Source organism: Ruoffia sp. FAM 20857 (assembly GCF_045528645.1).
GTDB classification, from domain to species: domain Bacteria; phylum Bacillota; class Bacilli; order Lactobacillales; family Aerococcaceae; genus Ruoffia; species Ruoffia halotolerans.
The window spans coordinates 1-11732 of record NZ_JBGQRB010000055.1 but is presented as its reverse complement, the minus strand read 5'-3'; the positions used below and the strand labels follow the sequence as shown (position 1 = coordinate 11732).

11 protein-coding genes, 1 tRNA gene and 1 pseudogene are annotated in these 11732 nt (G+C 35.4%); 12 read left to right on the top strand and 1 reads right to left on the bottom strand.

Features of this window, described 5'->3' with window-relative positions; translation table 11 throughout:
• The first annotated feature begins 205 nt into the window (after positions 1-205).
• The 5 genes and pseudogenes from ACEN4N_RS10190 to ACEN4N_RS10170 all read left to right on the top strand — a co-directional run bounded on the left by ACEN4N_RS10190 (position 206) and on the right by ACEN4N_RS10170 (position 3455).
• Positions 206-1521: pseudogene (locus ACEN4N_RS10190) on the top strand (CitMHS family transporter).
• A 33-nt stretch (positions 1522-1554) separates the two neighbouring features.
• Positions 1555-1698 (top strand): isocitrate/isopropylmalate family dehydrogenase, encoded by a 144-nt coding sequence (locus ACEN4N_RS10185; RefSeq protein ID WP_235888845.1) that lies wholly within the window; start codon positions 1555-1557, stop codon positions 1696-1698.
• Positions 1647-2546, top strand: a complete 900-nt coding sequence (locus tag ACEN4N_RS10180) for an isocitrate/isopropylmalate dehydrogenase family protein (RefSeq protein WP_235888846.1) — start codon at positions 1647-1649, stop codon at positions 2544-2546. The genes ACEN4N_RS10185 and ACEN4N_RS10180 overlap by 52 nt, the downstream gene beginning before the upstream one ends.
• Positions 2547-2646: 100 nt before the next feature.
• Positions 2647-2718: transfer RNA gene (locus tag ACEN4N_RS10175), tRNA-Arg, on the top strand.
• A gap of 167 nt (positions 2719-2885) precedes the next feature.
• Positions 2886-3455, top strand: coding sequence for a Gx transporter family protein (locus ACEN4N_RS10170; RefSeq protein WP_138405072.1), 570 nt, complete (start codon positions 2886-2888; stop codon positions 3453-3455).
• Positions 3456-3512: 57 nt separating this feature from the next.
• Here the strand turns inward: ACEN4N_RS10170 and ACEN4N_RS10165 are convergent, their stop codons facing one another.
• Positions 3513-4247 (bottom strand): hypothetical protein, encoded by a 735-nt coding sequence (locus ACEN4N_RS10165; protein WP_407089727.1) that lies wholly within the window; start codon positions 4245-4247, stop codon positions 3513-3515.
• 250 nt (positions 4248-4497) lie between these two features.
• Here ACEN4N_RS10165 and ACEN4N_RS10160 point away from each other — a divergent pair, with 250 nt between their 5' ends.
• The 7 genes from ACEN4N_RS10160 (at position 4498) to ACEN4N_RS10130 (ending at position 11546) form a co-directional block, all read left to right on the top strand.
• Positions 4498-4929, top strand: coding sequence for an HIT family protein (locus ACEN4N_RS10160; RefSeq protein ID WP_407089728.1), 432 nt, complete (start codon positions 4498-4500; stop codon positions 4927-4929).
• Positions 4930-4943: 14 nt separating this feature from the next.
• On the top strand, positions 4944-5297 hold the full coding sequence (locus tag ACEN4N_RS10155) for a YtxH domain-containing protein (protein ID WP_138405069.1): 354 nt from the start codon (positions 4944-4946) through the stop codon (positions 5295-5297).
• Positions 5298-5424: 127 nt separating this feature from the next.
• Positions 5425-6489 (top strand): peptidylprolyl isomerase, encoded by a 1065-nt coding sequence (locus ACEN4N_RS10150; protein ID WP_407089729.1) that lies wholly within the window; start codon positions 5425-5427, stop codon positions 6487-6489.
• A gap of 214 nt (positions 6490-6703) precedes the next feature.
• Positions 6704-6859 carry a hypothetical protein gene (locus tag ACEN4N_RS10145; protein WP_218931869.1) on the top strand — a complete coding sequence of 52 codons (156 nt, stop codon included), beginning with the start codon at positions 6704-6706 and terminating at the stop codon, positions 6857-6859.
• A gap of 359 nt (positions 6860-7218) precedes the next feature.
• The gene (locus tag ACEN4N_RS10140) at positions 7219-9093 is read left to right on the top strand and encodes an FAD-dependent oxidoreductase (RefSeq protein ID WP_407089730.1); all 1875 of its coding nucleotides are present in this window, start codon (positions 7219-7221) and stop codon (positions 9091-9093) included.
• Between the two features lie 117 nt (positions 9094-9210).
• Positions 9211-10185, top strand: a complete 975-nt coding sequence (locus ACEN4N_RS10135; RefSeq protein WP_407089731.1) for a polyprenyl synthetase family protein — start codon at positions 9211-9213, stop codon at positions 10183-10185.
• Positions 10186-10295: 110 nt separating this feature from the next.
• Positions 10296-11546, top strand: a complete 1251-nt coding sequence (locus ACEN4N_RS10130; protein ID WP_407089732.1) for an FMN-binding protein — start codon at positions 10296-10298, stop codon at positions 11544-11546.
• Positions 11547-11732 lie beyond the last annotated feature (186 nt).

Sequence of the window (11732 nt, the reverse complement as noted above, 5' to 3'; positions counted from 1 at the left end):
GAGACTAAAAAGTTTTTCTTTAGCTTAGAAAATCGATTAAAATATTTTAATTTCGATAAAGTGATCCAAAATTGAAAAATAACGACTAGAATAACTCAATATTTAAAAGTATGAATTATTCAGGATACTTAATGAATATTTAAAAAAAGATGATTAAATAACTTTTTGTTCATCTAAAATTAACATAAAATAATGAGGTGTATAAATGGTTGCTTTAATGGGTTATTTATTAATAATTGTTTTTATGATTCTAATTATGATGAAAAAGATATCTCCTTTCGTTGGCTTAGTTTTCCTACCAATAGTATGGGCGATTATGGGTCAATTATTTGGCTTATGGAATATTGATATTGGACAGGCTGCAATGGATGGTCTACTAGGTACAGCGCAGACAGGTATCATGCTATTCTTTGCAATATATATGTTCACAATTATGATTGATGCTGGTCTATTCGACCCGCTTTCAAACGCTATGATTCGTTTTGCAAAAGGAAATCCACTGAAAGTGATGATTGCAACAGTCGCATTGACTGCCGCAGTATCATTAAACGGTGATGGAACCACGACAATGATTATTGTATGTACGGCTTTTGTGCCAATATACAAACGTCTAAATATGAAGAGGTTAGATTTAGCCGTATTAACAATGACATCACATTCAATTATTAATTTGCTACCATGGGGTGGACCAACAGCGCGTGCGATTGCAGTAATGAATGTAAGTGAAGCAGATGTTATGCGTGGTTTAACACCAATGATGATTGCTGGAATTATTCACATGTTTATCGTAGCTTATGTGATTGGTCGCGGTGAACGGAAACGTTTAGGTGTCGTGAATCTATCGAATAATGAACTTGAGAAATTAATGGTTATCGAAGATCAAGAGACGCTTGATATCCGTCGACCTAAGAATGTTTGGATCAATGCGATTACTGTATTTGTTGCCATAGGGTTATTAATCGCCAATGTCATTCCATCAGCAATCATTTTTATGGTTGGTACAGTTATTGCGTTACTTGTAAACTACGGGTCGTTGACACTGCAAAAAGAGCGTATTGATAATAATGCAAGTGAAGCTAACCAAGTTGTTATGACAGTATTTGGTGCTGGAGTATTTATGGGAGTTTTACAAGCAACTGGAATGGATGATGGGATTGCATCAAGTTTGAATTCAATCATTCCAGAAAGCTTAAGTGGCTTCTTTGGTATCATTGTTGCTATTATATCCGCTCCAGGTACATACTTCTTACATAATGATGCATTCTACTACGGAATGATGCCTATTCTTGCTGAAGCAGGAACGGCTTACGGCTTTACTGCCTAGAGTTAACTTTTGCATCTTTAATGGGACAAGCTTTCCACTTATTCAGTCCATTAGTACCTTTTGCTTATGTATTATTAGGTATGACAAATGTGGAGTGGGGCGACTGGCAGAAAAAAGGCCTTCTCGTATCACTAGGAATATTTATTGTTTTTGTTATAGTTGGTGCAGTTACAGGGATAATGCCAATATCTTTGTAGAATCAATTTTAGAAAATGAAGGGAGCAATTGATGTGAAAATTACATTAATACCAGGCGACGGGATTGGTCCCGAAATTACTGAAAGTACACGGAATATTGTAGATGCGCTAGATATTGGAATTGAATGGGAAGTTGTTGCAGCGGTGAAGCTGTCTTTAATAAACAAGGTACATTAATTCCAGATGATGTTTATGAAAGTATTGAAAAGAATAAGATCGTGTTAAAAGGACCCATTATGACACCGATCGGAAAAGGTTTCCGTAGTGTTAACGTAGCCTTACGTAAGAAATACGATTTGTACGCGAATATTCGTCCTGTAAAAAGTTTAGGAACCATCCCATCTTTAACCAAAGATTTAGACTTAATTCTCTTTAGAGAGAACACAGAGGATTTATACGCAGGTGTCGAAAAGCAAATTTCAGATGATGAAGCTCATAGCATTAAGATCATCACACGATCCGCATCAGAACGAATTGTACGCGAAGCCTTTGAATATGCAAAAGCGAATGATCGTCAAAGTGTGACAGTTGTGACAAAAGCAAATATTATGAAGCTGACAGATGGATTGTTCCTAGATGTTGCCCGAGGCGTAGCTGAAGAGTACCCATCCATAGAATTCAAAGAAATTTTAGTCGATAATATGGCGATGCAATTAGTCATTAATCCTAAGCAGTTTGATGTTATAGTTACTGAGAACCTCTATGGTGATATTCTGTCTGATTTAATGGCAGGTTTAGTAGGTGGTTTAGGCTTAGTACCTGGAGCAAATATTGGCGAAGATATTTCAATTTCTGAAGCAGTACATGGTTCAGCCCCTGATATTGCAGGCAAAGGCCTAGCAAACCCCACAGCGATACTCTTGGGGGTTTGCCAGATGCTAGATCATATTGAGCAAAAAGATGCGTCAAATCGCCTAAGAAACGCATTAGACACCGTCTTAAGTGATTCAAATAACTTTACTAAAGATTTAGGTGGAGAGATGACTACTATAGGCTTTACTGATGCCGTCATAAAAGCTTTATAGTCTTAATAAGGAATATCTTTGAAAGAAGTAGTGCGACGGCGCTGCTTCTTTTTTTGTATCTTGAAATATAACCTAAAGATGGCTATAATAGAGAAGTTAAGCCGCCATAGTGTAATGGATATCACATAAGATTCCGGTTCTTAGGATGGGGGTTCGATTCCCTCTGGCGGCGTTTAAATTAATAAGATACTTAACAATTCATTTTATTCAATTGTTAAGTATCTTTTGTTTTATTTTTGCATGAACGGTTAACAATATAAATAAATACGTGTATACTGTGAGAATAGTTATGAGAGATAATTGGAAGTATATAGATAAGTTGTTTAATGGAGGAATGAGATGAGACGAAGTCGTTATCAAATTATGGTGTACATTGCCATGCTAGCTGCACAGGCAGTAGTTATAAGTATTCTTGAAGGAGCGATCCCTTCACCTCTTTCCTTTGCTCCTGGAGCTAAATTAGGTTTAGCGAATTTAATATCTGTGATTGCTATATTCACACTGCCTTTTTCAAAAAGTATTCAAGTCGTGTTAATTCGAACTGTACTCACTGCTTTAATTGGTGGTAATATGTCAACGTTTTTTTATAGTTTATCGGGGGGATTGTTAAGTTACTTTGCAATGTTATGGTCGAAAAAACTAGGACCTAATAAGGTGAGTATTATTGGGATTTCTGTTCTCGGAGGGGTAATGCACAACATTGGACAACTAAGTGTAGCAGCCTTATTTGCAAGATCGTTCTCCGTGATGAATTATCTTCCGGTTTTATCAATTTCTGGGATTTTAGCTGGCTTTGTTGTCGGCTTCCTTGGGAATTTTTTACTCGAGCGTATCTCAGTTCTTCAGATGTATCATAAAGAACACGTCGCAAATACAGACCAAAAAAATTGGTTATCAAATCATAAATAAAAAATACCTTCTAACGAAGCTACTTGAAAAAGTACTCATCGTTAGAAGGTATTTTGCTTATTGACTTGAACCTTGTGCAGAAATTAATTGTAAGACACGTTGCGTTGTACCATCTGAAGCAGTTCGTTCAATTACAATAATACCGACAGTTGGGGCAAAGTAGTAATTATAAGTAACAGAACCACTATCTTCTTGCGCCTGTTCTTCAATACGAAGAACATCATTAAAGGTTTGGCCACCTACATCATATGAACTTATTAATTCGGATACCTTGCGTCTTTTTTCTTTGTTGTATCCACTTGAAAAGCTTGATCCAATAGTTAAATCACTCGGTAAAATGAGCGATTCATCATTATCACTTGCTTCTGGTGAGTAACGTAAATCGTCTACAACATAATAATCATTGAAAGAAGCGAGTTCATAAAAGCCTGTATCACGGATTTGATACACATAAGCGATAGCTTCTTGGCCAGAAAATGACGTCACTTGAAAAATTCCGTTACTATCAGGCGAATATTCCATAATAATATCTTGGGCATCAAAGTAAACTTGATCACCTTGATATTGATAATTTATAAAATTTGCATAAGGAACAAATTCCTCAAAAGAAATGCTTATCTGTTGGCTCATACTTTCATCATCTACATTGTCATTTATTTCTTGATCCTCAGAAGAGTCAGGCAATTCATCTTGTTGGGAATCATTTATATTATTTTCTTGGGCTTGAATAACCTGTCCATTACTAATGCTTAAAAACATGATTGATAGAACAAAAGTTATAAACTTACGCATATTCAAATTAAAACTGACGCGCAAAATTGCCACCTACTTTCCATTTACTTCTTGTGTAATAAAAGTATAGCACATCAAAACTATATGTGTGTAAAGATTTCGGGGAATAAAGATTGAAGAATTTACTAATTATATTCGGTTTTATGAATTATTTGTGAAATTGATCTCCAATTACCTAGTTATTTTTTTGTAATTCCGATAAAATCTAGTATGATAAACAAGATAAGAATTACATGAGAGGAAGATAAAGATGAAAGATTGTATTTTCTGTAAGATTATAGATGGTGATATACCTTCAGCGAAGGTATATGAAGACAATGAAGTATTTGCATTCTTAGATATGACGCAAGTAACTCCAGGGCATACTTTAGTAGTACCAAAAAAACACGTTGAGAACATCTTTGAATATGATGAAGACGTTGCGGTAGCAGTCGCGAAACGCTTACCTAAAATTGCAAATGCAATAAAAGAAGCATTTCCTGATGTTAAAGGAATGAATATCGTAAATAATAATGGTGAGTTAGCATATCAATCCGTTTTCCATACTCATTGGCACCTATTACCACGTTACACTGAAGATGATAAATTCGCTATCGAGTTTAGTAATAATCAAGACAGCTATACACAAGAAGAGTTCAATGAAAGAGCAGCATTAATTGCGTCACAAATCAAAGAAAATTAAAGAGGTGTATTTATATGGTTGGATTTAAATCAGGATTATTTTGGGGAGCTTTCTTTGGAGGACTAGCAGGGTTAATGAATGCGCCCAAGAGCGGTAAAGAAACGCGTGAAGATTTGAAGCACTTTATTGATACGACAACGGATGATGTGAATGATGTTCGTTATAAAGTAGACAATTTAAGAATGTCAGTGCAGAAATTAACTCAAGAAGGCATGGATAGTGTTAAAACTGCGACAGATGGTATTCAAACATCGTTACAACATTTCGAAGAAGAAACCACGCCAAGAATTAATCGGATTCAACGTCATATCGAGGATTTAAACGAAGATATTGAAGAACAAGTAGAAGAAATTAATCTTAATAATTAATTAATTTAAATGAACTTAAATCAATTTGTTTGAATTTTCCTAGATTAATATATTAACATGGAGTTCAAATAGATAAAGTATGATATATTTGTAACATATTTAAAAATAGTTAGGAGCCAAAAACTTTATGAAAAAAACGCTAAAAAAAGTATCATTAGTTGCTTTAACATCAACATTATTACTTTCAGGACTAGGTAGTATTGCCTCAGTAATGGCACAAGAAGAATCAGCAGGTGAGGTCATTGCAACTGTAGGTGGCGAGGATATTACTAAAGAGGAATTATATGAATCAATGAAAGCTATCGCTGGTGATACAACATTGAGAACAATCATTCTAGAAACTGTCTTAGAACAAAATGTATCGGATGCTGAAGCACTAAGAACTGCAGCGGAAGAAGAAGTCCAAGCTCAGATCGACGAAGCGGGTGGGGAAGAAGTTTTCCAACAATTATTAGCATACCAAGGCTTAAGTGATATCGAAACATATACTTACCAAATCTTTGTAAGAAATATGTTCCAAGAAGTTGTAGAAAGCCAAATAGACATGTCAGATGAAGCTATTACAAACTACTATGAAAATGAATATTCACCTTTAATGGAAGCTCAACATATCTTAGTTGAAACAGAAGAAGAAGCCTTAGATGTGATTGAACGCATTAATAATGGCGAAGAATTTGATGCAGTAGCACAAGAAGTGTCATTAGATTCAACTGCACAAAACGGTGGATTATTACAACCATTCCCGGCCGGACAAATGGTTCCAGAATTTGAAGAAGCAGTAATAAACTCAGAGAACGGTAAAATGACAGAAACGCCTGTAGAATCACAATACGGTTTCCACGTTATTCGCACAATCAATAATGGTGAAAAACAACCATTAGAAGATGTTCGTGAAGATGTTGAAGAACAATACGTTACTTCACGCTTTGCTGATAGCCAATTCGCTTATGGAGTGATAGGTCAATTACTCCAAGATACTGGATATGAAATTCATGACGAAGACTTACAAAACGCTGTTCAAGACTTAATTGATCTTGCAAATGCAAACAATGAAGCAGCAACAGAAGAAGAATCAACTGAGGAGACAACTGAAGAATCTACGGAAGAAACTTCAGAAGAAACAGCTGAGGAAACAACAGAAGAATCAGCAGAAGAAACGACTGAAGAGACTACTGAAGAGTCTGCAGAATAATTTATAACATATAATAGACAGCTGATTATTAAATCGGTTGTCTTTTTTTGAGAATGAATGAGCAATTACTTATTATTCGTGAGAACTTCACATTTAGTTAAAGATAAACTCATGAAAAGACTAGCGATTTCTTAGGGAACTTTAAAGAAAGTCATTTGATGAGTATGTTAAATTAGATAAGGTAAAAGAACATACATAATCAGGAGGCTATGAAATGACACAAACAATAATTTCAAGAATCACTCAAGGTAAAGATGTCGCACAAAAAGCAATCGTTGAAAATTTCAGAGGTCTATATCGCAAAGATTCCCGTTTTACTTATCCTGAAGCCACACTAATATTACCAAAATCAGTTAAAAATAATAAATAATCACTTACAAACGCCACTGTATATCACTCATTGATGTACAGCGGCATTTTATTGTTTGTATATGTGAATTCAGCTACAAGCCGAGATTCATGTGATTCAAAAAAAGTGTTTGTGAAAAAATAAACACCATTTTTAATCATTGAATTAGTATAAAATTCGTATTTAGATAGCATCGATCACTTGATATTATAAATACAATAAAAAAAATAATATGTGAAATGGCGAGCTAGTAGTTTTGTTCCTATGGGATAAACAACGAAATTACTTGTGAAAAAAATATTAAAGTAAAAAACACATTGTAAAAACGTAATACTAGCGGTATACTATGAACGAAATTATTTGATAGGAAGTGAATATAATTGGCAAAAGAAATAGTAATTGTAGGTGCTGGCTTTGCCGGTGTTGCAGCGGCAAGAAAATTAGGTAAGAAATATAAAAAAGACAAAACTGTCAATATTACATTAGTTGACCGTCATTCATATTTAACATATATGACTGAATTACATGAAATTGCGGGTGGACGTTTAGAACCAGATGCAATTAAATATGATTTACGTCGTATTTTCCATCGTTTGAACAACGTAAAATTAGTAACAGATAATGTATCTGAAATTGATCACGATAACAATGTTGTTATTGGAGAACAAAGCAATTATAAATTTGATTATTTAGTATTAGCTGTTGGTGCTGAGCCAAATGATTTTGGTATCGACGGAGTGAAAGAGAATGGATTCACATTATGGTCAATGGAAGATGCAGAACGCGTTCGTGAACATATTATTGATATGGTTTATAAAGCTGCGCGTGAACACGACCCAGTTAAACGTCGTGCATTGCTATCATTCTTAGTATGTGGTGGAGGTTTTACTGGTGTTGAGATGATTGGTGAATTAGTTGAATGGTTACCAATCTTAGCTGAAGAACACAAATTAAATCCAGATGAAATCTCATTCCATTTAGTAGAAGCTGCTCCAAAGATTTTAAATACTGTTACAGAAAAAGAACAAGAGCGCGCTATGAAATATATGCGTAAAAAAGGCATTGATATTACTTTAGGTGATGGAATTGCTAAAATCGCGGAAGATCATATTGAACTTGCTTCAGGTAAGAAAATTGCTACATATACTTCAATTTGGACTGCAGGTATTAAAGCGAATACTGATGCTAGTGAATGGGGTGTTGAACAAGCACGTGCTGGTCGTTTAGTAGCAGACCAATACATGCAAGCAAAAGGATACGACAATGTATTCGTAGCTGGAGATTTAGTTTATTATGAAGATCCAACAAACAACAACATGCCTACACCTCAAATCGTTCAAGCGGCAGAGTTAACAGGTGATGTTGCAGCAACATCAATCATTTCAGAAATTAGTGGTACTGAAAAAGAAGAATTCGAAGGTAAATATGATGGTAACATGGTATCTATTGGATCAACTTATGGTGTAGCTTATCTCTATGATAAATACAGTGTTCAAGGCTTTATCGCCATGTTCATTAAACATGCAGCTAACGTGATTTACTTCTTAAGTATTGGAAGTTTCTACTATGCATGGTTGTATGTTCGTCACGAATTCTTTACAATCAAACACAAACGTAATATTTTCCGTGGTCACTTATCTGCTCATGGTAATATTTTATGGTCAGTGCCATTACGTCTCTTCTATGGAGCTATGTGGTTAGTTGAAGGGTTGAAGAAAACATTTGGTATGTTTGGTGGTCAATCTTGGTTTGAAGATGAAGTTGTCTTCCCGTTCCCTTGGTTACAAGAAGAAGTAACAAGTGCAGCGTCAGCAACTGAAACAGAAGAAGTTGTTGAAGTGGCAGAACAAATCTTTAGTTTAAACTATGTTTACGGTGAAGAGCCAATGTTAGTCTTTGATGAAATGCCAGGTTGGTTCGCATCAATTATGGAATTCATGATGCCAAATCAAGATGTTGCATTATTCATGCAAAAAATGATGTCATTAGTAGAATTAGGAATTGGTTTAGCTTTAATTGCTGGATTATTCACATTCCTAGTAAGTGGTTTAACTGTTGTCTTAGTAGCAATGTTCTGCTTATCAGGAATGTTTGTATGGGTTAACATGTGGTTCATCCCAGCTGCAATTGCTTTAATGATGGGGGCAGGTCGAGCATTTGGATTAGACTACTATGTAATGCCATGGTTAGGTAAACTATTCGATGGTTGGATATGGGGGAAACCTAAGCATATCTACACAGATAATATAGGATAAAAGAATAGATTATTTTAAATCGAAAGCTAGGATTTTAACGGATAGAAAGTAGACCTATCTTCGTTAAATCCTGGTTTTTTATATTTTTATAATGTTTATAGATGGGAGAAAAAAACATTGATACATGAGATTTGGCGTGAGTATCCTGAGATAGAAAAAGCCTTAAAAGAAACTAAACAAACCATGCGTAAAGGTATTTCTATTCGCATACCCGAAATAGAAGCTAAGATACAAGAATACATTGATGCGCCAGGTAAATATCTACGTGCAGGTTTATCTTTGATGTTTTTCTATATGGAAAACGGCAGTATGAACAAAAAAATAATTACATATGCGGCAGCGATTGAGTTACTGCATTTAGCAACGTTGATTCATGATGATGTGATTGATAGCGCCGATTTAAGACGTGGTATTGAAGCGATGCACATAGCACAAAGTAATAAAATCGCGGTTTATGCAGGTGATTATCTCTTTAGCTACAGTGGCCGTTTAGTATCTGATTTAATTGATGAAGTTCAGTTCCAAAACCGCAATAAGTGGATTTTAGAAAATATTATGAGTGGTGAATTGCGTCAACTAGCTAATACCTTTAATAAAGAGATGACAATGATTGATTATATTCGTCAAATAAGAGGAAAGACAGCCATGTTATTCGGACTGTCAGCTTCAGGTGGCTACTATCTAGCAAATAATGACATCCGAAAAGCACAAAATGTAAGATTACTTGGAACCTATTTAGGTATTGCTTTTCAATTACAAGATGATTTAATTGATTTTTTAGTCCCGGCAGGCACTTCCGGAAAACCAAGTATGCAAGATGTTCCAAATGGAAATTACACGGCGCCATTACTACTTGCGATGGAGAAGAGTGACTCGGTAAGACGTTATGTAAATGAAACGGTTGAGTGGGACGAAGCATCATTAGATAAGTTGTCATTAATGATGAAAGAAACCGGCGCTTTTCACGACACCGAAGTACTCATTGAACGATATATTGAAAAAGCCTTATTTTATCTAGATAGAATAAGTGATTCTGAGTATAAAGCACAAATCAAGAAAATAATCTTACTAATATCTAATCGACAGTACTAACACCAGAGTCATTACTAGACAAATAAATGATTCTATTATAAACTAAGTTTAAGTAATTTTGCCTTTGTATCACGAAGGTAAACACTTACCAAAAAAAGGAGATGACATTAATGAAAAAGAATTTATTAAAGGGTACTCTATTATTAGGATCAATGTTTATATTAGCTGCCTGTGGCGCTGAAGAAGAAGCACCAGAAAGCGTAGAATCTGAAGTATCAACTGTTGTCGAAGAAGAAGTAGAATCGGAAGAAACAACTGAAGAGTCAGAAGAATCAGAAGAGTCAACTGAAGAAGAAACATCAGAAGAATCAGAAGAGTCAACTGAAGAAGAAACATCAGAAGAATCGGAAGAGTCAACTGAAGAAGAAACATCAGAAGAATCGGAAGAGTCAACTGAAGAAGAAACATCAGAAGAATCGGAAGAGTCAACTGAAGAAGAAACATCAGAAGAATCAGAAGAGTCAGCTGAAGAAGAAACATCAGAAGAATCGGAAGGGTCAACTGACGAAGAATCATCAGCAGATTCAGAAGAATCAGCTGACGATGCTGCAGTAGTAGGAACTGACGAATCAGCAGAAGCTGGTGCATTAACAGACGGTGAATACTCAGTTGTAGGTAACCCAGACGAACGTGGTTGGGCTGTAACTCATACGATCACTGTTGCAGATGGAGAAATTACTGATTCAAACTTTGATTACGAAAATGAAGACGGAGACTTAAAATCAGAAGATGAAGAGTACAATACTCAAATGGAAGAAGTAGCTGGCGTATCATCGGCAGATGCAACTCAAGAATTAAATGATGCATTAGTTGAATCACAATCAGCAGACGTAGATGTTGTTTCAGGTGCAACTTCAACATCAACTTCATTCCAATTCACTTCGCAAGTATTATTAGAGTTAGCTGCACAAGGCAACACTGAAGAAGTTAATGTTGATGAACTAGAATTAGCAGACGGTGAATATACAGCTGAAGACTTAACAATTACTGTTGAGGGTGGCGAAATTACTGACGCAATATTTGAAGCTGAAGATCAAGACGTTGCTGATGAATTAGCAGCTGCTTTAGTAGAAGCTGGAAATGTTGAAGGTGTTGAGCCGGTAGAAGGTCAAGAAGAACTTTCTACAACATTCATCGCTTTAGCAACTCAAGCTACAAATGATGCTAAATTAGCAAGTTTAACAGCTGATGCAGAAGAGTCTAGTGAAGAATCTGAAGAGTCTAGTGAAGAATCTGAAGAGTCATCTGAAGAATCAAGCGAAGAGTCAACATCAGAAGAAACTTCGGAAGAATCATCTCAAGTAGAGTCTGAAGAATCAACTGAAGAAGAATCATCTGAAGAAGAATCATCTGAAGAATAAGCCAAAATAATTAAATAGAAAATATGTCATAAGTGAGCTAATTTATACAATTAGCTCACTTTTTCGGTTCATGAATTTTTGATGTTGGTGGACCGAGGAGCCAGGTGACGCAGTCACCTTGGCTCTTTTTTTATTCCTATGTTTAAGTGTCTCTCTATGCAACGATAGTTTGTGTTGTGTTCTCAT